The following is a 19,357-nucleotide window of genomic DNA, read 5'->3' as shown; positions in this document are numbered from 1 at the left end:
CGGTCACCTCCCCCCGTCCCGGGGCGGTTCGACGTCGCCCCACCGCGGTTCCCGGGGCCGCTCCTGCCGGCGTCCGCCGATCCGGCGGAGGAGCTGCTTCACGCCGCCGGCCGGCCGGGCCCACTCCTCGAAGAGCTCCCGGTGGGCGGCGCCGTACCGTCCGACGTGCTCGGCGGCGAGCCGCAGCTGGTCGTCGGGCATCTTCCGCGCGGCGGGCCGCAGCACCTCCTCCAGCAGGGTGCGGCGGGTCAGGTTCCAGACCGGGCCCGCGCCCTGGTGCAGGTTCCAGGCGAGGTAGCAGTCGGCGAGGCGGGACGGGACGGTGAGGAAGTCGGTGAGGACGGGGGAGCGGGCCGCGTCGGCGTAGGCGTCGATCAGGCCCGGGTCGTTGCTGTACGCGAGGGCCTGGAGCTCCCGGGCGGGCCGGTCGGCCCGCAGCAGCAGCCGGGCGAGGGCCCGTGCGGCCCGCTGCTGGGTGGCCGGGCGGGCCTGGGAGGAGAGGGACCGGGCGCGTTCGACGAGGTTGCCGTGGGGGGCGCTCGGGTCGGTGTCGGCGTGCTCCATGGTGTGGACGTGGGCGAGCAGCGCCAGGTCGTGGTAGGCGGCGCGGCCCACCGCGTCCCGCCCGTACCTGAGGAGCTGCTTGGCGAGGGTGGGCGCGGCGGTGTCGTCGGCGGGGGCGTCGACGGCGGCGCTCACCAGGTCGTTCCAGGTGCCGGCGAGCTGGTGGACCTCGGCGCCGCTCTCGCCGAGGAGCTGGGACGCCTCCTCGGCCGTCGGCGCGCGGTCCTGCCAGAGCAGGCTCACCGCGGTGCGCAGCAGCAGCGGGGTGACCAGGTGGGATCCGCCGGAGGCGCGCAGCAGCGCGTGCAGGGCGGGCGTCCGGTTCCCGGCCCGGGCCCCGGAGGTGTCGAGGGCCGCGCACATCCGCAGGTGGGGTCGGTGTCCGAGCCCGTCGCGCGGCAGCCGGGCGGTGCGCAGCGCGGCGGCCACGGCCGCCGGATGGTCGGCGGCCCGGGCCTCCAGCAGGTCGAGGAGCGCGATCCGCAGCGGCGCGGACTCGTCCAGGACGTCGAGGAGTTCCGGTACGGCTCCGGTGCCGGAGCCCGTCGTGGTGGCGCCGTCCATGATCCGCCGGCACAGCCGGTCGGCGAGCCCGGGGATCAGGTCGTCGTGGTCGATGCCGAGGGTCGCGGCGATCCGCAGCAGTCCGGCGGTGCGGGGCAGCGGGGTGCCGGGCGTGCCGAGTCCGGCCCGGACGTCCTCCCCGAGCCCGTCGGTGAGCCGGCCGCGGTACGGCTCCGGCAGCGCGCCCGGCGGCAGCGGCGGCGGCGCGAGGGCGGGGTCCCGGACGGCGGCCTCGACGAGCCGGGCGGTGATCGGGGCGGTCACGGCGAGCGGGACGGTGTCGCGGAGCGCGCCGAGCAGGGCGGCGAGGGCGTCCGGGGCGAGGGAGCCGGGGCGGCCCTCGGCGCAGACGGCCCGCAGGAAGGACTCCAGCTCGTCCTCGCCGAGGGCGTGGTGGTGGCCGGTCGTCCAGGCGGCGGCCGGGGCGTACGCGTCGGCGGGGACGGGCACGCCGTCGGCGAGCGCGAGCGTGGCGAGCGGCCCGACGGCGAACGGCTCGGCGCCGGGCAGGTCCTCGGCCCGCTTGAAGAGCGCGTCGGCGCCGGCCGCCCAGACGGCGGCGGCGGTGAGCGCCCACAGGTCCGCGGTGGCGGGCGGCTCGGCGTGGCTGTCGGTGCGGTCGTGGACGGCGTACCGGTGCGGCTGCCCGGTCACGGCCCGGGCGTCCTCGGGGCGGACGCCGACGACCTGCTGGCGGGCGTGCTGGGGCCGCCGGGTGTAGGTGGTGAAGGTGAGGCCGCGGGCGGCGTCCCGGGGCAGCGCCGCGGAGGCGAGCAGCAGCCAGTGGGCGACCCTCCGGGTGTCGCTCTCGGCGAGCACCACCTGCGGGGCGGCGGGGTCCTCGGTGACGCGCCGCAGGTCGGCGAGGACGGCGGCGAGCCGGGGCCCCGACGCGGAGGCGAACCGGGCCAGTTCGTCGCCGATTCCGGCGGGGAGCCGGGGGGTGAGCCGGGCCAGCGGGGCGGGCGGGGTGCCGGCCTCGGGTGAGCGGTCGGTCCACTCGGCCGCGCCCCACAGCGCGATCGGCGGCAGGTCGCCGGGGAGTGGTTCGCCGGCGGGTACGAGGACGGCGTGGGCGTGGAAGTTGCCCCACCGGCCGCTGTAGTCGGCGCCGGTGTAGACGGTGCGGCTGAGCAGCCCGCTGCCGTCGGAGAGCCGGGCGAAGCCGAACATCTCGGGGAACGTGGCGAGTTCGGCCTCGGACGGGCGGGCGGGGGCGTCCCGGGGCGGCTCGTACCCGACGAGCTGTTCGGCCTCGCGCAGTACGGAGTGCGGTACGCCGGGGCTGACGGCGGTGAAGCGGAAGCCGGAGCCGTCGGGGCCGGGCGGCGCCGAGGTGTAGTGCATCTGGAGGAGGCTCACGCGGCCGGCACCCCCTTGCCGTTCTCGCGCGGCGGCCGGGCGACGGGCAGCAGCCCGCGCCGGGCGAGCAGCCACAGCAGCGGGTCCTCGACCCGGATCGGCTGGGGTCCGGCGGCGGGCACGTCGGCGGGGGCGTCGGCGGGCGGTGGCGCGCCGAGCGCGGAGAGCCCGAAGAGGGACACGTCGGAGAAGTCCCGCTCAAGCTGCCGCCAGAGCGCCCCCGAGTCCCAGCCCTCCAGGAGCGAGCGGGTCTCCTCGTGGACGGCGAGCCGGTCGGCCTCGTCGAACCGGCCGCCGGAGTGCGGGGCGTTGCCGAGGAGCGGCGAGTGGGGGTCGAGCAGTCCGCGCACGGTGTCCGTCTTGGTGACGGCGACGGCGAGCGGGATCCCGACCCGGCCGCGGGAGCCGCCGTGTCCGTGCGAGCGGAGCTGGGTGGCGATGTCGGCGGCGATCTGGAGGGCGGGGATGTCCTTGGCGGGCATCGGCCCGTCGGCGTTCCCGAGGGTGTCGCGGACGGCGCCGAGCTGGAGGGGGTCGACGAGCAGCACGATGCCGTGGGCGGCGCTCAGGTACTGGGTGTAGCGGTTCATCGCCTCGGCCGACTTGAGGTCCTCGCCGGCCGCGTCGAAGAAGACCAGCGCCGTGTGCCGGCTGCCGTCGCGTCCGAAGCCCTTGCGGGGCAGGCTCAGCCGGTACAGCAGCGGGTCGTTGAAGCCGACGGCGGACGGGATGGTGGCGTCGGGCAGCCGCAGCCGCTCGTACAGGTCCTCGGCCATCTCCCGGTCGCGCCGCTGGCTCTCGTCGCCCATGGCGGCGAGCGCCGCCCCGTACGCCTGCCCCACCCGGTGGCGGAGCTCGTTGACGAGGACGGAGACGTAGGTGCTCTTGCCGGACGCCTTCGCGCCGACCAGGGCGATGATCCGGCTGTCCTGCTCGCAGTAGTCGCTGGGCAGGTCGCTGTGGCAGTTGGCGCACACCCGGACCGGGGTGGGCACCCCGCAGTGCGGGCACTCGGCGCGCGGCCCGGGTCCGCGCAGCCCGCCGAAGGACCGCGGCGCGACGAAGACCGGGCCCTTCAGGTAGGCCGCCGGGGCGTGGGTCGCGCCCGTGAAGCTCGCCCAGCGGTCGTCCCGTTCGGGATCGCAGGGCGAGCCGCCGCGCAGCCCGGTCCGCGCCATCAGACAGCGGTACGGGAGCCGTGCGGCCTGCGCGCGATGAAAGCAGTAGGGGCAGATGACCGTCGTCATGTCAGCGCACCACCAGGGTCGTGAGGGCGGGTTCTTCGAGTCGTACGGCTCCGGCGCCGTCGCCCAGCAGGAAGGCGCGGAGCGCGTACGGCGGGCGGGAGAGGTCGGGGGCCGGCGGGAGCGCCCGGGTCTGGAGCGGGGCGGCGGCGAGCTTCGCGCCGTCGACCCTGAGCAGTTCGGTGCCGTCCTCGGCGTGCCGGGGCCGGGCGGAGGCCCGGTCGCCGCCCCGGTGGACGAGGACGAAGGAGGGCAGCGGCACGGCCGGGTCGTGACCGTGCGCGCTGATCTCGACGGCGTACGGCACGGCCCGGCGGCCGAGCCGGCGCCGCCGGGTCAGCAGCCGGTAGCGCACCACGGCCTCCCCGGGCACGTCCACCGCGACGGGCGCCCGGCGGACGGGGACGGCGGAGCCGGGCCGCTCGTCGGGCGCGAGCGGCTGGAGCGTGACGCGCGCCGGGCCGGGGCCGAGCGGCAGCCGGAGCCCTTCCCGGACGTACCGGCTGCGGCTGGCGGTCAGGTCGCCGCCGTCCCAGGCGGCGCGCACGGTCCCGGCCCCGGACGGCCAGTCGAAGAACAGCCGCACCCGCCCGCCGGGTTCGCGCACGGCCCGGGGCGCGCCCGCCGGGCCCGGCACGTCGAGCCGCACCCCCGGTCCGGCGAGCGCCCGCTCGCCGAGCACGGTCGCCGCGCTGACGAGCCCGGCGAAGGCGTCGTCCGGCGTGGTGAAGCCGGGGTCCCCGTACCGGGCCCAGGGCAGCGGCGCGGGCAGGTCGGCGGTGCGCAGCTCGGTCCCGGGCGCGGGCGCGGCCCCTTCGGGCCACACCACGAGCCGCACCTCGGCGCCCTCGCCGCCGTGCCCGGCGAACCGCACCCCTTCCGCGGGCCCGGGCTCGGCGGTGAGCCCGGTGAGCAGCCGGGGCCACGCGTGCACGGTGCCGCTCCCCGCCACCTCCGGCGCGTCCACGGTCCCGCCGGCGGGCGAGGGGTGACGGGCCGTCAGGCGAACCGTGTACGCGCCGGGTTCCAGACCGGTGAAGACGTGCTGCTCGACGCGGCCGAGGGTGTGGCGGCCGGCGGCGGCGCGGGGTCCGGCGAGGGCCACGACGACGCCGGTGGCGGTACGGGGGAGCCGCCACCGGACGGTGAGCCGCGCCGGCCCGTCCTCGACGGTGACGTCCTCGACGGCGGGCGCGACCAGCAGCGCCCGCGACACGAACGGCGCCGCCGTGGGCTGCCCGTCCCGTACGGGGAAGGCGGCGTACCGCACCCGGAGCCCCACCGGCGGGTCGGTGTCCACGGCGGCGCAGACGGCCCCGCCCGCGCCGACGGCGCCGCGCACCGGGTCCGGCCGGTCCAGGGCGGGGCCGTCGCGGAGGACCCGCCAGCGGACGCCCGGCGTGTCGGGCCAGGAGAGCGTCACCGCGCCGCCGCCGACGGGCCGGGCGGTCAGCCCGGAGTCGCCGCCGTCCGGCGCGGTGCCGAGCCGGATCAGCCCCCGCACGGCCTCGTCGTCGTCGGCGGCGACGGCCAGGACCCGCAGATAGCGGGCCTCGGCCTCGGCGGGGTCGGTGCCGGCCGCCGCCTCGGCGAGCATCCGGTCGCAGCGGTCGAGCTGCCGGTGCAGCCGCACGTCGAAGGCGGCGAGCCACGGATCGGCGTACAGCGCGCCCGGCCCGACGGCCGCCACCGCGCGGTCGCAGCCGCGCAGCCGCCGCGTCGACCAGAGCCGGGCGAGCGATTCGGCTGCCTTCCGCTGCCGGTCGTCCAGGACCGGCACGGACGGCAGCGCCTTCGTCAGCAGGCGGACCTCGGCGGGGTCGAGCCCGAGGCCGGTGGCGCCCTGCCGGAGCAGGGGGAGGAGCTGGTAGAGGAGGACCCGCCGGAGCAGCGCCGGGTCGCGCCGCCGGATCGCGGCGAGCAGCCGCAGCACCGGCGCGTGCGCGGGACGCGCGTCGGCGAGGGCGTCCAGGGCGGCCCCGTCGAGCAGCCGCCGCCGGCGCGGGGAGCACAGCGCGACCCCGTCGAGCACGGAGACGAACGCGCTTCCGTCAGCCGCGTCCTGAGGGTCCGTCAGCGCCTCGCCCGCGTACCGTAACCCCGCCGCCGTCTGCGTCTCCGTCAGTTCGCGGTACTCGGTCACCAGCGGGGCGAGCGGTAACGGACCCAGGGCGCCGGGCAGGCCCAGCCGTTCACCGAACCCCCGCCGCATCCCCCGACCCTTCGCGCTCGCGCTCCCCGCTTCGCAAGGGGTACATCTCAGCAGAAGAAAAGGCCAGGCGCAGGCCCTTTGATGCGGCTCACCGAGGGTGCCCGACCGAATGCGGAGGGTGCGGGTCGGGTGCCGCGCAGCAGTGGACGTCCACCAGCCCGTGCGGCCCCCAGTCCTGCGCGACCGTCGCCATCCGGTGCCGACCGAGCCGCTCGTACAGGGCGGTCGCCGCGGTGTCGTGGGCGGCCACGTCGGGCACCGCCCGCAGGCCGAGGGCCCGGGCCGGGGCGACCGCCTCGGCCGGCAGCGGCGCGCCGGCGCCGTGGCCGCGCGCGGCGGGGGACACGTACAGCCGGTTGACCATGGCGGCCTGGTCGACGCCCCTGCCCGTGGCCGCGCTCCCCACCCCGGGCGCCCCGTCGTGCTCCCGGGGCCGCGAGGTCGGCGTCGGTCCGGGGCCGGACGGCGGCGCGAGCGCTGTCGATCTTCATGCGGCATCGAAGCACGCGCGGGCGCACGGGCGCGCGGGCAGGCGCACGCGCGCGAAGTGGCCCAGTGAGACGGTACGGAAGTTGCCCATGCTTCTGGGCCGCCCGCGCGGCAGGCTGGACATTATGACGATCGACGCAGCCCCTCGCCCCCTCGCCCCCGCGACCGCCGCCACCCGCACCCGGGTGGACTTCTGGTTCGACCCCGCCTGCCCGTTCGCGTGGATCACCTCCCGGTGGATCCTGGAGGTGGAGCGGCTGCGGGACCTGGACGTCCGCTTCCACGTCATGAGCCTGTACCTGCACAACGTGGGCAACGAACTCCCCGACTGGTACCGGGACCTGGTCGACCGTTCGCTCGGTCCGGCGCGGGTCGCCGTGGCGGCGGCCGAGCGGAGCGGCGACGGGATCCTCCGTGACCTGTACACGGCGTACGGGACCCGCATCCACCAGGGCGGCGACAAGGACTTCGACCGGGTGACCGCCGAGGTGCTGGCCGAGCTCGGCCTCCCCGCCCAACTGGCCGCCGCCGCGCACACCGACGCGTACGACGCCGGTCTCCAGCGGAGCCACGACGCCGGCACGGACCCGGCCTCGGGCGGCTACGTCGGCACGCCCACCCTCCACCTCGACGGCACCCCCTTCTTCGGCCCGGTGCTCAACGCCATCCCGCGCGGCGAGCAGGCCGCGGAGCTCTTCGACGCGGTCCGCGTCCTGGCGGGGAACCCGCACTTCTTCGAGCTGAAGCGGGAGCGCACCGGACGTCTCTCCTTCGCGTAGGAAGGGGAGAGCCCCGGGCCGCGCGTGCGCGCGGGTCCCGGGGCTCCGGTGCGGGGTTCGGCCGGCTAGCTGAGGAGGGCGATGCGGATGGCGCGCTCCACGTGCGCGGCGGTGTTGGCGTACCCGGCCGCGTTCGGGTGGACCAGGGTGGCGCGCTTGCCGACGACGGCGCAGTTCAGCGCGCCGACGCTGGTGGTCCAGTAGTCGGCGGCGTCGCCGCAGATGCCCTCGACCCACTTCTCCTCGGCGGGCTGGCAGGCGTCGTGGCCCATGCTGGAGGAGTAGACGTCGACGTAGCGGTCGCCGAAGAAGTTCGTGACCTGCTGGATCCTGTGGTTCAGCTGCTTCAGCACGTCCTCGCGGAGCCAGTCGACGTCCGCGTGCTTGATCAGGCTGAGCTCGGTGAGGGCGAGACGGTTGCAGTCACTGCCGTCCTCCGGCAGGACGGCCGGGTAACCGACGGTGATCACCTTGGCGTTGGGCGCGGCCTCGTGCACCGCGGCCAGCATCTCGATGTACTCGTCCTGGACCCGGTCGAGCTTCTGCTGGATGCTCTCCTCTCCCTCCGGCGGGTTGGTGTAGTGCTCGCGGCAGGAGCCGGTGGCCGAGGCGCCCTCTTCGAGGCACTTGAGGAGCATGCCGCCGAAGGGCAGGCTGTTGCCGCCGACGCCGATGGTGACGACGTCGGTCTCGGCGTTCAGGCCGGCCCGCTTGATCTGCGTGTCCACGGCGGTCCAGCCGCCGGCGGGCGGCTGGACCGGGCTGATCGGCGTCTGCTTCTCGGTGGCGATGTTCTTGATGGTGGCGTTGCCGCAGCTGACGTTGGTCAGGTGGACGGCCCTGCCGGGCGGGAACTCCTCCAGCTCCCGCTCGACCAGGCCGGGGTAGGCGTCGCTGGTGCGGTCGCAGCCGTCCCGCGCCGGGTCGCCGAGGGCGGGCAGCGGGTCGCCGACGAAGCCGCCGGCGGTGTACGAGTCGCCCAGCGCGGCCCACTCGTACGGGTCGGCCGCACCGGCGGAGCCGGCGGGCAGGAGGGCGGACGCGGCCAGCGCGAGCCCCACGGTGAGGGCGCGCAGGCGCAGGCGGGAGACGGGGTGTCGCATGGATCCTCCAGGATCGGCAAATGACGCCCGAGGCGGCATGTGGCCCCGGGCGAAGGCAACGATCAAGATCATCCAGGTTGCGGAACGATCAGTTCCGCGAATCGGGTGGATCACCCCCGATCGAGCTAAATGATCACATCATCGATGCCGCCGCCGGTCTCCCCGTAAAGTGCGGCCCATGACGGAGACAGGACGGCGGTGGGCCGAGGGATGGGCCGTGTGCCGGCGGATCCCCCAGCCCGTGGACGTGCCCTGGGGGCTGCGCCTCGAGGTCGGACAGCCGACCTAGACCGTGCGGCACGTGCTCCTCGGGGACGGCACGGACGCCGTCACCGCCCGCGCGCTCGTCGACTCGATCACCGAACCCACCACGGTCGTCAAGGCGTTCCTGCCGCAGGACGCCATGGCCCCGTGGTTCCCGCCCCCGTGGGAGCCCGTCGACCCCTGCTTCCTCATGGCCGTCGACCTGCGCCCGTCGGACGTGCGGATGCCGGAGGGCTACACCGCCACCGTCGAGACCGCCGAGGGGGTCGTCTCGGTGCGGGTCCTGGGAGCGGACGGGGAACTCGCCGCGTCCGGCCTCGCCGGACTGACCGACACCGCCTGCGTCTACGACCAGATCGTCACCGAACCGTCCCACCGGCGCCGGGGCTTGGGGACGGTGGTGATGGGCACCCTCACCGACGCGGCGCTCGCCCACGGAGTGCCCCAGGGCCTCCTGGGCGCGACCGTCCCGGGCCGCGCCCTCTACGAGACGCTGGGCTGGAAGGTCCTCGCACCCCTGAACGGCTTCGCCTACCGACCGCGCACCTAGGGGAGACGCGGCGGTGTCGCCGGTCAGCGGTTGAGGACTTCCTCGATCTTGGCGGCCACGCGCTGGGCCTGGAAATCGCGGCCCTTCTCGTTGGGGTGTGCGTACCACGGGAGCGCCTGGCCGAGGAGTTCGAGCTTGGAGTTCTCCAGCAGGCCGCCGATGCCCCGGTCGGCGCCGTCGCACGCCGTGTTGTTCCCCGTGTGGTCGTAGAGGCCCACGAAGGCGGCCTCGTCGTCCGCGGCGGCCTGCTTCATGACGTCGTCCAGCCGCTTCTGGACCTGGTCCAGGACCGGCAGCGCGTCCTGGGGGATGTCGGCGAACGGCAGTTCCGTCTGGCCGGGGGCCGCGGTCAGGCACGTGGCCGTGTCCGTGGGCACGAGCCGGGGGTAGCCGACCAGGACGCGCTCGGCGTCCGGAGCGAAATAGGCCATGCGCTGGAACATCTCCGCCAGGTCCCCTTCGACCCGCTCGAACTGGTAGTCCAGCCAAGCCTTTCCGTCTCCCGACTCGAAGAAGGTCTTGCACTCGGCCGCGGGCGACTCCGGGTCCACCGGCGAGCCGGGCAGCAGCGCCCCCTCGTCGCCCCGGAGCCTGGCGGAGCACTGCTTGATGATGCTGGTGAAGCCCACCGTGTTGCCGCCCACACCGCCCACAACCAGCTGGGTGTCCTCCTTCAGCGCGCCCTGCTGAGCCGGAACGCTCGCGCCGCCGAGCAGCTGCTGCTCCTTCCAGAAGTGTTCGACGAGCGCGCCTCCGCAGGAGACGTCCGACTGGACGTCGAGCGTGACGCCCTTGCTCGCCAGGCTCCGGGTGGCGACGGCGGGGTAGTTCTGCGTCGCCTGGAAGCAGAAGAGCTTCACGTTGTCCTGGTCGTTGACGGGGGCGATGCCGTAGTTGGCGGTGTAGGAGTCGCCGAAGAAGACGGTCTTCACCGGGTCGGCGGGTGCCGCGCCGGCGGTTGCCGCCGGGACGGCGAGGGTCAGGCAGCCGCCCAGCGCGACGGCTGCGGCGGCCAGCCGTCGAGCCCTGGGGGTGGTCGGCGTCTTGCGCATGACGGAAGACATGGCTGTGCCCTTTCGGAGAGCGAGAGGTGACGCCGGGTATTCAGTCATAAGCGGAGCGAGATACTCCAGTGGTGGTCGAACGCAACCGGGCGATCTTGGCCACCCTTGCCAAGTCGACTGATCTCCCCTGCTCGGCAGGGGTGCGCGAGAGGGGCCGGCTGCCGAGACCGGGAACGATCACGACCCGAACGGGGAAGGTCGGTGCGGCTGCGGTACGAGCCGGACGCCGACGCACGGCCGCTTCTGTCGCACGTGTGAGCGGCCCTCGCGAACATGTGCAGGAGCCGGCGCGGTCGTTCGTCTCGAACCGGCCGAAAAGCGACAGTTCGTCATGGCTGTGGCGCCGCCGTCACCAGGCCAGGGGTTCCCCGTGCCGGAAGAAGCCGCCGGTCGGGCCGGAGTCGGGCAGGGTCGCGGCCCAGACGACACTCGCGGCGCCCTCGTCGACGGGGTCGCCGCCCGGGCCGCCCATGTCGGTGGCGATCCAGCCCGGGCAGACGGCGTTGACCAGGATCCGGTCGGCGCGCAGTTCGTCGGCCAGTTTGCGGGTCAGGGCGTTGAGGGCGGCCTTCGAGACGCCGTACGCCGGGGTGCCGCCGGACATGCTCGCCAGCGAGCCGGACTCGCTGGACACGTTCACCACGCGGGGACGGGACGACCGGCGCAGCAGCGGCAGGAACGCCTGCGCGGTCCGCCAGGCGCCGAAGAGGTTGGTCTCCAGGGTGTGGCGGACCTCGTCGAGGTCGACCGTGGCGGCCCGCCGGGTGGTGTCGTAGTTGACGGCCGCGTTGTTGACGAGGACGTCGAGGCGTCCGAACTCCTCCTCCACGCGCCGGGCGAGGGCGCGGACGTCCTCGGCGTCGGTCACGTCCAGCCGGCACGGCACCAGCGTGCCGGGCACCTCCGGGGCCAGCTCGGCGACGGCCCGTTCGGCGTCCTCCGGACGGCGGGCGGACAGCAGGACGGTGTGCCCGAGCCCGGCGAGCTGCCGCGCGGTCTCGCGGCCGATGCCACGGTTGCCGCCCGTGACCAGCGACACCGGTGCCACGGTGCCCATGCGCTCTCCCCTCACCTGCCCACATGACATGTTCACGCGGTGCATAGACTCATCGTCTTTGCCGAGTTCGACACAAGGAAAGCGATGAGAATACGCGGGATTCTGGCGGCCTTCGCGGTCGCCCTCTCCGTCGTCCTGATGGCGGGTCTGGCCCAGAGCGGGGCGGACTGGCTGCGGGCGGACCGCCCGGCGGTGACGCAGACGGAGCGCACGACGACGGACGCGGCGGCCGACGCCGGGCCCGGAACCCAGGTCCAGCTCCGGTCGGTCACCTTCAACATGTGCGGCGGCTACTGCAACAAGGGCGGCACCGACCTGCTGCAGCACGTCGAGAACGAGATCACCAGGTTCGCGCCGGTGCACCTGATCATGCTCCAGGAGGTGTGCTACTCGCAGTTCGAGTGGTTCCAGAGCAAGTACGCGGGTACCTACGAGTTCAGCTTCACGCCTCTGCTCACCAACTACCCGAGCTGTGGTCAGTCCAACTGCGTGGTGAACGAGGACAGCGACCCGAACAACGACGACAGGCGCTGCTGGGTCGGCCAGGTCCTCGGTGCCCGTGGGGCACTGGGCCCGAAGGACGAGATCCCCCTCGGCGGCGAGAGCCACCAGATCGACTCCAGCGGCAACCCCATCCCGCTGCCGCGGACGTTCAACGCCCTCTGCCATGACGCGACCCTCACCGGCGTCCCCGGCAAGGTGAAGGGCTGCAGCGTGCACCTGCGCGCCTGGGACGACCCCGAGGGCGTCAACGACCGGGCCCGCTCCGCGCAGGCGGCGCGTCTCGCCTCCGAACTCGACGAGGACATCGACGCCGGCAAGGTCGTCGTGGTGGGCGGGGACTTCAACTCCGTCCCGCAGCCGCACAAGGGCCCGGCCCTGGACAGCTTCTACCGTTCCACCGCCGCGCCCGGCGGGGGCATCGGCCGGTTCTACGAAGCCGACACCACCGACGACAGGGACCCCGACGGCACCGGCCCCGACCCCGCCCTCTGGACCATGCCGGAGCCGGACTGCGTCGCCCCCTCCACGACCTGCCGCAGCGGCGAGTCCACCCTCCTCGACCTGTCGACGCTCGATGACGACCAGCGCAACAGCAAGATCGACCACCTCTTCTTCTCCGAGGCCACGACGACCGGCACGCTCAGCGGCGGTGTGTACCCCCTGTACTTCAGCGACGCCGCGCGCACGAAGATCACGTACAACAAGGCCGACGCCGCCAAGGACGCCAACGGCAAGTACCTGAAGCTGTCGGACCACGCCTTCTACCGCGGGTGGTCGACGGTCACCGTCGAACCCTGACCCTCCGGACAGGGACGGCCCGCGCCGCATCCCCTGCGGCGCGGGCCGTCCGTCGAGCGGCGTCAGTGCACCGAGAAGCCGCCGTCGACGAAGAGCGAGTGGCCCGTGACGTACGCGGAGGCGCTGCTCGCGAGGAAGACGGCCGCGCCCGCGAAGTCCTCGGCCAGGCCGTTGCGGCCCACCATCGTGCGGGCCGCCAGCGCCGCGACCTTCTCCGGGTCCGAGGACAGCCGCCGGTTCAGGGCGGTCATCACGAAGCCGGGAACCAGCGTGTTGGCGGTGACGCCGTACGGGGACCACGCCTCGGCCTGCGAGCGCGCCAGCGACTCCAGCGCGCCCTTGGACACCCCGTACGCCCCGCTCTGCACGAACGCCCGGTGCGCCTGCTGGGAGGTCACGTGGATGAACCGGCCGAAGCCGCGCTCGGCCATCCCCGGCCCGAACCGCTGCCCCAGCAGGAACGGCGCCTCCAGGTTCACCGTCATCGTGGTGTCCCAGACCTCCTCGCCCAGCTCGCCGAAGGGCGGGCGCAGGTTGATCCCGGCCGAGTTGACCACGATGTCCGGCTCCCCGAACGCCTCGGTGGCCGCCTCCGCGCCCGCCTTGATCCCGTCGCGGGTTCCCAGGTCCGCGCTCACCCAGGCGGCGCGGCACCCGTCGGCCGTCAGCTCCTCGACGGTCGCGACCAGCTCCGCCTCCCCGCGCGCCAGCACCACCACGCTCGCCCCGGCCCGCGCCAGCGCGCCCGCGATCGCCCGGCCGATGCCGGAACTCCCGCCCGTGACCAGGGCGGTGCGGCCCTCCAGGGAGAAGAGGCCGGAGAGGTAGTCGCTGCTCATGCGTGTCGCTCCTCAGGACGTGCGTGTACCGGCCCGCCCGTGTGCGGTAGGGGGCAGGTACACGCATCCTGACACAGCCGCCCCTCAGGCGAGCTGGGCGACGAACTCCGTCCAGGCGGCCGGCGCCACGGTGAACTGCGGGCCGTCCGGAACCTTGGAGTCGCGGACGTGGACGGTGGAGGGGCAGGTGGCGACCTCGACACAGTTGTCACCGTCGCCGCTGCTGTAGCTGGACTTGTGCCAGGAGAGGGCGACCTCCAGGCAGTTGCCGCCGTCCCCGGTGCTGTGGCTGCTCTTGAACCAGGCCAGTTCAGTCGTGCTCATAGTGCTCCTCGGATCTCCCGCAACAGGCCCACGGATGCCTCGACAGACAGAGCCTGTGCCCGCATCCTGGCATACCGCTGCTGGAGCATGCTGACCTCTTTGGGGTCGGAGCTGAGCTGGCCGGTTCCCTGCCCTTCGCAGTAGGCGTACCAGGCGTTGTCCTCGGTCTCCAAGAGGCACAAGGGGCCGCCGAGGCCGGCGTGGTACCCGCGTGACTGCGGCATGATCTGGACGTCGATATTGCGGCGTTCGCCGAAGGCGAGGATGTGGTCGATCTGCTCCCGCATGACCTCCGCGCTGGCCACCTGGCGACGCAGGGCGTGTTCCTCGACGACAAAGCTGTAGATCGTTTCCGGGCGTTCCGTGAGGATGCTCGCCCGCTCCACACGGGTGACCAGGTTCGACTCGATCTTGTCGTCGCTCATCGCCGGGATCTGCTTCTCGAAGAGCGTGCGGGCGTACGCAGGCGTTTGGAACAGCTCCGGGACCATCCTGCTCTCGAAGGTGTACAGCGTCACCGCAAGCGGCTCCAGCTCCGCCCACTCCTCGAACCACTTCGCCAACCCCGCCCTGCGCGTCAGATGCTTCGCCGCCGCCCGGATCACCCCGAACGCGTCCAGCACCTCCTCCGCCTTCTCCACGAACCCCTTCGACGGCAGTCGGCGGCCCTGCTCGATCGACGCCACCATCGGCACCGAGTAGCCCACCTTCGGCGCGAACTGTTCCTGGGTCAGGCCCGCCCGCTTGCGGAAGACCTTGACCACTTCCCCGAAAGCCTTCAGGCTCTCTGACGTCTCCGGTGCGCTTCCCTTGGGAACGTCGTCCGTCACCCCGCCACCTCCCGCACAGCGTGCTCGCGTTGAACCCATCCAGGTTCACGGACTGTCACCGGTACAGTCCAGCGAGGTGACCCGTACAGGCCGCAGCGTACGAGTCGAGTAGCTGGTAACTCGCCATGATCGCCGCGAAATTGGCCACATGACGATCCCCATGGCGCGCAGACGACCCGTCACCGTACGTATGTTCGCGCAACGCTTCAGCTCCACGCCACGCGGCGCCCGCATGGCCCGCCGGCTGGCCCTCCACCAGCTCCACGAGTGGGGTGTCCCGTACGGCGCCGAGCTGTCCGACACCTCCGCGCTGATCGTCGCCGAGCTCGCCGCCAACGCGGTCCTGCACGGGCGTGTCCCGAGGCGGGACTGTGAGCTGGCGCTGCTGTACTCGCCCGGGCTGCACCTGCGGATCGACGTCTCCGACACCCGGGGCGAGCGGCGGCCGGAGGCCCGGACGGCGGCGGGGCCGCTCGACGAGGGCGGGCGGGGGCTGGTGCTCGTCGGCGCGCTGGCCACGCGGTGGGAGGTGCTCGACCGCGTACCGGTCGGGAAGACGGTGCGGGCCGAGCTGGACCTCAGAAGGGTGTGACGGTCTCCCGCCTCGTTCCCGGGAAGTCGGTGTGCGGCCTGAGTTGCACGGAGTCGGGCCCCGGCCGGCCGTCGAGCGTCCTCGGCCCGTGGGAGACGCCCAGGCAGGTGAAGACGAGCCGGTCGCCCGGGACCGAGCGCAGCCGGCGGGTGCCGGTGAACGGTAGGTCGGTGTTCTTCGCGAGCTGGACCGTGCCGGTGCCCGTGTTCCCGTCGAGACAGCGGGTCTCGTTCAGCGATGCGAGGTGGTCGAACCAGAACCATGGCGGTGCTCCGTTCCGGTCGGAGGGATCGTGACGCCCCCCGGAGGGAAGCCGCTCCGGTCCCTCCTCCACCAGGTTCACCCGCGGCAGGCGGTGCGCAACTCGCGCCGGAGGCACGCTCGCTGACGGTTCGAGGAGCGAGCGTGCCCCCGGCGGTGGAGCTACGGCGCCGGGGCGTAGCCGGCCGGGCGGGTGGTGAAGGTGCCGCGGCCCTGGGTGCGGCCGCGGAGGCGGGTCGCGTAGCCGAAGAGTTCGGCCAGCGGGACCGTCGCCGTCACCACCGACGTACCGCCGCGGACCTCGGAGTCGGTGACCCGGCCCCGGCGGGCCGCGAGGTCGCCGAGGACCGTGCCGACGGAGTCGCCGGGCACGGTCACCGTCACCTCGGCGACCGGTTCGAGCAGCGCCAGGACGCTCGACCGGAGCGCCTCGCGGAGCGCGAACCGGCCGGCGGCGCGGAACGCGAGCTCCGACGAGTCCTTCGGGTGCGTCGCCCCGTCCGTCAGCGTGACGCGGACGCCCGTCACCGGGTGGCCGCCGAGCGGGCCGTCGGCGAGCGCGTCCCGGCAGCCGGCCTCGACCGCGCGGACGTACTCCTGCGGGACCCGCCCGCCGGTGACCGTCGACGTGAACACGAACTCCTCCTCTCCCTCCGCTCCGTCCGCTCCGGACAGGGGCTGGACGTCGATGACGACGTGGGCGAACTGGCCCGCGCCGCCGTCCTGTTTGACGTGCCGGTACAGCAGGCCCGTCACGCCCTTCGTCACCGTCTCGCGGTACGCGACCTGCGGGCGGCCCGCCGTGACCTCCAGGCCGCGCTCGCGCCGCAGCTTCTCCACCGCGACCTCCAGGTGCAGCTCGCCGAGGCCCGACAGCACGGTCTGGCCCGTCTCCGGGTCGGTCCGCACCACCAGCGACGGGTCCTCCTCGGCGAGCCGGGCGAGGGCCGTCGCCAGCCGGCCGGTGTCGGTGGAGCGGCGCGCCTCCACGGCCACCGAGACCACCGGGGCGGCGGGCACCGGCGGTTCGAGGACGACCGGCGCCTCCGGGGCGCACAGGGTGGCCCCGGCGCGGACGGTCTTCGGACCGACCACGGCGACGATCTCCCCGGCGGCCGCACCGGGCACGTCGACCGTCCGGTCGGCCTGCACGCGCAGCACGCGGGAGATCCGCTCGGTCCGGCCGGTGGCCGTGTCGAGCACGGTGGAGCCCTGGCGGAGCGTGCCCGCGTAGACGCGGACGTACGTCATCCGGCCGGTCGGCGCCGCGCTCACCTTGAACGCGAGCGCCACGAGCGGCGCGTCCGGGTCGGCCGCCCGCTCGCCCCCGCCGACCGGCGGCCGGTCGGCGGGGGCGGGCAGATAGGCGACGACCGCGTCGAGGAGCGGTTCCACCCCCCGGTCGCGGTACGCCGCACCGCACAGCACCACCACGGCCGCGCCCTGCAGGGTCAACTCCCGCAGCGCCCGGACCAGCGTCCCCTCCGCCAGCGAGCCGGTGACGCAGAACTCGTCCAGGGCGTCCGGATGCAGCTCCGCCACCGCCTCCTCCAGGAGGCGTCGGCGGCGCACGGCCTCGTCCCGGTGGGCTGCCGGGACGTCGGTCTCGGCGAAAGTGCCGTCCTCCCACCCGTACGCCCGCATCCGGACCAGGTCCACGACGCCCCGGAAGTCGTCCTCCCGGCCGAGGGGCAGCTGGACGGGGAGCGGGACGGTGCCGAGGCGGGCCCGGATCGAGGCGACGGCCGCGTCCAGGTCGGCGCCCGCCCGGTCCATCTTGTTGACGAACGCGATCCTGGGCACCCCGTACCGGTCGGCCTGCCGCCACACCGACTCGCTCTGCGGCTCGACGCCCGCGACCGCGTCGAAGACGGCCACGGCGCCGTCGAGGACGCGGAGCGCGCGCTCGACCTCGTCGGAGAAGTCGACGTGGCCGGGCGTGTCGATGAGCGTGAGCTCGTGACCGGCCCAGGAGCAGGTGACGGCGGCGGCGGAGATCGTGATGCCCCGCTCCCGCTCCTGCGGGTCGAAGTCGGTGACGGTGGTGCCGTCGTGGACCTCGCCCCGCTTGTGGACGGCGCCGGTCAGGAAGAGGATCCGCTCGGTGACGGTGGTCTTGCCCGCGTCGACGTGGGCGAGGATGCCGAGGTTGCGGACCTGGGGGTTCGGAAGGGAGCGCACGGTGGTGTGCCTTTCGCTGCTGCGTGGAGACGAAGACAGGGCAGCGCGATTCCCGGACGCGGGAAGGCGTCAGCGGGCCTGCGATGACGGGCGCGCAGCCGTCACCGGCAGGCGGAAGAGGCGAGGATCACGTCGTACCGGCGGGCACGGGGGAGGACGGCGACGGCGTACTGGTGACGCATGGTCGGCTCCTCCCGGCTCGGTCGAACGGCTCGCGGCGGCGCGGCGGTTCGGTGCGCCGTGACGGGAGTGTAGGGAGCGGGGCGCGGCCCGCGACACCGGTTTTTCCCGCGTCGGCGCGGGTGGCCGTATCTCGTCTGTCCCGGAGGGGCGCGTGTGCTTCACGGGCGCACGCCGACGCGCGTGCGAGACACGCGCACGAGGACGGGGGACCCATGGACGGTGGTGCAGCGGGGCGGCCCGGAGGGGAACGCGGACCGCCACGCCCCCGTCGTCCGCGTCGAGGGCGGCAGGGGCGGCTCCGGCCTCATGTCCCGGTAGCGCTCCCCCGTACCGGGAGGCGCCCTCACATGCCGGCGGGCGCGTCCGCCGGCTGGAGGAGGTCCCAGCGGTTGCCGTACAGGTCCTCGAAGACGGCGACGGAGCCGTACGGCTCGTGCCGGGGCTCCTCCAGGAACTTCACCCCGGCGGCCGTCATCCGCTCGTGGTCGCGGGCGAAGTCGTCGGTGTGCAGGAAGAAGGCGACCCGGCCGCCCGACTGGTTGCCGACGGCGGCCTCCTCGTCGTCGTTCCGGGCACGGGCCAGCAGCAGACCCGCGTTCCCGATCCCGCCGAGGCCGCCGGCACCGCGCGGGCGGACGACGACCCAGCGGGTGCCGTTGCCCCGGTCGGTGTCCTCGACGAGGTCGAAGCCGAGGGCGTCGGTGTAGAAGGCGATGGCCTCGTCGTAATCACGGACGAGGAGCGTGACGAGTGCGATGGACGGCATCACCCCAACGTAATGGGCGAACCGGACGGAACCCACCCGCGCGGACCCGCGTCGCCGCCGCCCCGACCCTCGACCCGGCGAGGGTCGGCACGAGGGTCGGGGGAGGGACGGAGGCGGGTCCGGACAGGGCGGGACGGGGGTCCGCGCGAGGGGTGCCCGGCGGGCGCGCGGTGCGAGAATCCCACCCATGGACGCAGAGGGGTTCGACCGGCTCGTCGAGCGGGCGCGCGGGCTCGCCCGGCGCGGGGGACGGCGTGTGCTGGGGCTCGCCGGGCCGCCCGGGGCCGGGAAGTCCACGCTCGCCGGGCGGCTCGTCGAGCGGCTCGACGGGCTCGCCGTGCTCGTGCCGATGGACGGCTTCCACCTCGCCGGGGCCGAGCTGGCGCGGCTCGGACGCGCCGGGCGCAAGGGCGCGCCCGACACCTTCGACGCCGCCGGGTACGCGGCCCTGCTCGCCCGGCTGCGGACCCCCGAGGCCGGCACCGTCGTCTACGCGCCCGCCTTCGACCGCGCCCTGGAGGAGCCGGTCGCCGGGTCGATCGCCGTCCCGCCCGGGATCCCGCTCGTCGTCACCGAGGGCAACTACCTCCTCCACGAGGACGGTTCCTGGGCCGCCGTCCGGCCCCTCCTCGACGAGGTCTGGTACCTCGACCTGCCCGACGCCGTCCGCGTCCCCCGGCTCGTCGCCCGACACGTCCGCTTCGGCAAGGCCGCACCCGAGGCGGAGGAGTGGGTGGCCCGCTCCGACGAGGCCAACGCCCGGCTGGTCGCGGCGGGCCGCCACCGCGCCGACCTCGTCGTCCCCCTGGGCTGACCGGCCCACGGGC

Annotated in this window: 18 protein-coding genes; 5 read left to right on the top strand and 13 right to left on the bottom strand. The window is 74.4% G+C overall.

What is annotated here, in order from left to right:
* Window positions 1-3: 3 nt before the first annotated feature.
* The 4 genes from IF73_RS0108850 to IF73_RS0108835 form a co-directional block, all read right to left on the bottom strand.
* Window positions 4-2,490 (bottom strand): GTPase-associated protein 1-related protein, encoded by a 2,487-nt coding sequence (locus IF73_RS0108850; RefSeq protein ID WP_051716628.1) that lies wholly within the window; start codon window positions 2,488-2,490, stop codon window positions 4-6.
* A complete protein-coding gene (locus IF73_RS0108845; RefSeq protein WP_031005300.1) occupies window positions 2,487-3,737 on the bottom strand; it encodes a TRAFAC clade GTPase domain-containing protein in 1,251 nt (416 codons plus the stop codon). Before IF73_RS0108845 ends, IF73_RS0108850 begins: the two co-directional genes overlap by 4 nt.
* A gap of 1 nt (window position 3,738) precedes the next feature.
* Entirely contained in the window at window positions 3,739-5,946 is a 2,208-nt protein-coding gene (locus tag IF73_RS40930) for a hypothetical protein (RefSeq protein ID WP_031005298.1), read from the bottom strand.
* A gap of 88 nt (window positions 5,947-6,034) precedes the next feature.
* The gene (locus IF73_RS0108835; RefSeq protein WP_051716627.1) at window positions 6,035-6,352 is read right to left on the bottom strand and encodes a GNAT family N-acetyltransferase; all 318 of its coding nucleotides are present in this window, start codon (window positions 6,350-6,352) and stop codon (window positions 6,035-6,037) included.
* Window positions 6,353-6,560: 208 nt separating this feature from the next.
* Between IF73_RS0108835 and IF73_RS0108830 the strand changes: the two genes are divergently transcribed.
* Window positions 6,561-7,214: a DsbA family protein gene (locus IF73_RS0108830; RefSeq protein ID WP_031005294.1), complete on the top strand. Its 654-nt coding sequence runs from the start codon at window positions 6,561-6,563 to the stop codon at window positions 7,212-7,214.
* Window positions 7,215-7,279: 65 nt separating this feature from the next.
* Here IF73_RS0108830 and IF73_RS0108825 read toward each other — a convergent pair whose 3' ends face one another.
* Entirely contained in the window at window positions 7,280-8,317 is a 1,038-nt protein-coding gene (locus tag IF73_RS0108825) for an SGNH/GDSL hydrolase family protein (RefSeq protein ID WP_031005292.1), read from the bottom strand.
* Between the two features lie 301 nt (window positions 8,318-8,618).
* Between IF73_RS0108825 and IF73_RS37555 the strand changes: the two genes are divergently transcribed.
* Entirely contained in the window at window positions 8,619-9,131 is a 513-nt protein-coding gene (locus IF73_RS37555) for a GNAT family N-acetyltransferase (protein ID WP_158821959.1), read from the top strand.
* 23 nt (window positions 9,132-9,154) lie between these two features.
* On the opposite strand, the gene IF73_RS0108815 is transcribed toward IF73_RS37555, so the two are convergent.
* Both IF73_RS0108815 and IF73_RS0108810 read right to left on the bottom strand, forming a co-directional pair.
* On the bottom strand, window positions 9,155-10,195 hold the full coding sequence (locus IF73_RS0108815; RefSeq protein ID WP_051716625.1) for an SGNH/GDSL hydrolase family protein: 1,041 nt from the start codon (window positions 10,193-10,195) through the stop codon (window positions 9,155-9,157).
* Between the two features lie 349 nt (window positions 10,196-10,544).
* On the bottom strand, window positions 10,545-11,252 hold the full coding sequence (locus IF73_RS0108810) for an SDR family oxidoreductase (RefSeq protein ID WP_031005288.1): 708 nt from the start codon (window positions 11,250-11,252) through the stop codon (window positions 10,545-10,547).
* Window positions 11,253-11,336: 84 nt separating this feature from the next.
* Here IF73_RS0108810 and IF73_RS0108805 point away from each other — a divergent pair, with 84 nt between their 5' ends.
* Entirely contained in the window at window positions 11,337-12,554 is a 1,218-nt protein-coding gene (locus IF73_RS0108805; RefSeq protein WP_031005286.1) for an endonuclease/exonuclease/phosphatase family protein, read from the top strand.
* Window positions 12,555-12,616: 62 nt separating this feature from the next.
* Here IF73_RS0108805 and IF73_RS0108800 read toward each other — a convergent pair whose 3' ends face one another.
* From IF73_RS0108800 to IF73_RS0108790, 3 genes are all read right to left on the bottom strand, one after another.
* Window positions 12,617-13,393, bottom strand: a complete 777-nt coding sequence (locus IF73_RS0108800; RefSeq protein ID WP_031005284.1) for an SDR family NAD(P)-dependent oxidoreductase — start codon at window positions 13,391-13,393, stop codon at window positions 12,617-12,619.
* Between the two features lie 84 nt (window positions 13,394-13,477).
* Window positions 13,478-13,717: a DUF397 domain-containing protein gene (locus IF73_RS0108795; protein WP_031005282.1), complete on the bottom strand. Its 240-nt coding sequence runs from the start codon at window positions 13,715-13,717 to the stop codon at window positions 13,478-13,480.
* Window positions 13,714-14,547, bottom strand: a complete 834-nt coding sequence (locus tag IF73_RS0108790) for a helix-turn-helix domain-containing protein (RefSeq protein WP_031005281.1) — start codon at window positions 14,545-14,547, stop codon at window positions 13,714-13,716. Before IF73_RS0108790 ends, IF73_RS0108795 begins: the two co-directional genes overlap by 4 nt.
* Before the next feature lie 148 nt (window positions 14,548-14,695).
* On the opposite strand from IF73_RS0108790, the gene IF73_RS0108785 reads away from it, so the two are divergent.
* Window positions 14,696-15,139, top strand: a complete 444-nt coding sequence (locus IF73_RS0108785; protein ID WP_031005279.1) for an ATP-binding protein — start codon at window positions 14,696-14,698, stop codon at window positions 15,137-15,139.
* On the opposite strand, the gene IF73_RS0108780 is transcribed toward IF73_RS0108785, so the two are convergent.
* The 3 genes from IF73_RS0108780 to IF73_RS0108760 all read right to left on the bottom strand — a co-directional run bounded on the left by IF73_RS0108780 (window position 15,126) and on the right by IF73_RS0108760 (window position 18,530).
* Entirely contained in the window at window positions 15,126-15,482 is a 357-nt protein-coding gene (locus IF73_RS0108780; RefSeq protein WP_031005277.1) for a hypothetical protein, read from the bottom strand. The two genes, IF73_RS0108785 and IF73_RS0108780, sit on opposite strands and share 14 nt — an antisense overlap.
* Window positions 15,483-15,562: 80 nt before the next feature.
* Window positions 15,563-17,581 (bottom strand): elongation factor G, encoded by a 2,019-nt coding sequence (gene fusA, locus IF73_RS0108775; RefSeq protein WP_031005275.1) that lies wholly within the window; start codon window positions 17,579-17,581, stop codon window positions 15,563-15,565.
* A gap of 526 nt (window positions 17,582-18,107) precedes the next feature.
* Window positions 18,108-18,530, bottom strand: a complete 423-nt coding sequence (locus IF73_RS0108760) for a VOC family protein (RefSeq protein ID WP_031005273.1) — start codon at window positions 18,528-18,530, stop codon at window positions 18,108-18,110.
* 187 nt (window positions 18,531-18,717) lie between these two features.
* Between IF73_RS0108760 and IF73_RS0108755 the strand changes: the two genes are divergently transcribed.
* Window positions 18,718-19,344: a nucleoside/nucleotide kinase family protein gene (locus tag IF73_RS0108755; RefSeq protein WP_031005271.1), complete on the top strand. Its 627-nt coding sequence runs from the start codon at window positions 18,718-18,720 to the stop codon at window positions 19,342-19,344.
* Window positions 19,345-19,357 lie beyond the last annotated feature (13 nt).

This window comes from Streptomyces sp. NRRL F-5727, assembly GCF_000719555.1.
In the GTDB taxonomy this organism is placed as follows: domain Bacteria; phylum Actinomycetota; class Actinomycetes; order Streptomycetales; family Streptomycetaceae; genus Streptomyces.
Note: the sequence above shows the minus strand (reverse complement) of the source record. Positions and strands in the feature narration are given on the sequence as shown.

What these genes read in the sequence shown, in the direction of transcription:
- IF73_RS0108845 (WP_031005300.1), bottom strand. Translation starts at nt 3,737, where the DNA reads ATGACGACGGTCATCTGCCCCTACTGCTTTCATCGCGCGCAGGCCGCA.
- IF73_RS40930 (WP_031005298.1), bottom strand. Translation starts at nt 5,946, where the DNA reads ATGCGGCGGGGGTTCGGTGAACGGCTGGGCCTGCCCGGCGCCCTGGGT.
- IF73_RS0108830 (WP_031005294.1), top strand. Translation starts at nt 6,561, where the DNA reads ATGACGATCGACGCAGCCCCTCGCCCCCTCGCCCCCGCGACCGCCGCC.
- IF73_RS0108825 (WP_031005292.1), bottom strand. Translation starts at nt 8,317, where the DNA reads ATGCGACACCCCGTCTCCCGCCTGCGCCTGCGCGCCCTCACCGTGGGG.
- IF73_RS0108815 (WP_051716625.1), bottom strand. Translation starts at nt 10,195, where the DNA reads ATGTCTTCCGTCATGCGCAAGACGCCGACCACCCCCAGGGCTCGACGG.
- IF73_RS0108810 (WP_031005288.1), bottom strand. Translation starts at nt 11,252, where the DNA reads ATGGGCACCGTGGCACCGGTGTCGCTGGTCACGGGCGGCAACCGTGGC.
- IF73_RS0108805 (WP_031005286.1), top strand. Translation starts at nt 11,337, where the DNA reads ATGAGAATACGCGGGATTCTGGCGGCCTTCGCGGTCGCCCTCTCCGTC.
- IF73_RS0108800 (WP_031005284.1), bottom strand. Translation starts at nt 13,393, where the DNA reads ATGAGCAGCGACTACCTCTCCGGCCTCTTCTCCCTGGAGGGCCGCACC.
- IF73_RS0108795 (WP_031005282.1), bottom strand. Translation starts at nt 13,717, where the DNA reads ATGAGCACGACTGAACTGGCCTGGTTCAAGAGCAGCCACAGCACCGGG.
- IF73_RS0108785 (WP_031005279.1), top strand. Translation starts at nt 14,696, where the DNA reads ATGACGATCCCCATGGCGCGCAGACGACCCGTCACCGTACGTATGTTC.
- IF73_RS0108760 (WP_031005273.1), bottom strand. Translation starts at nt 18,530, where the DNA reads ATGCCGTCCATCGCACTCGTCACGCTCCTCGTCCGTGATTACGACGAG.
- IF73_RS0108755 (WP_031005271.1), top strand. Translation starts at nt 18,718, where the DNA reads ATGGACGCAGAGGGGTTCGACCGGCTCGTCGAGCGGGCGCGCGGGCTC.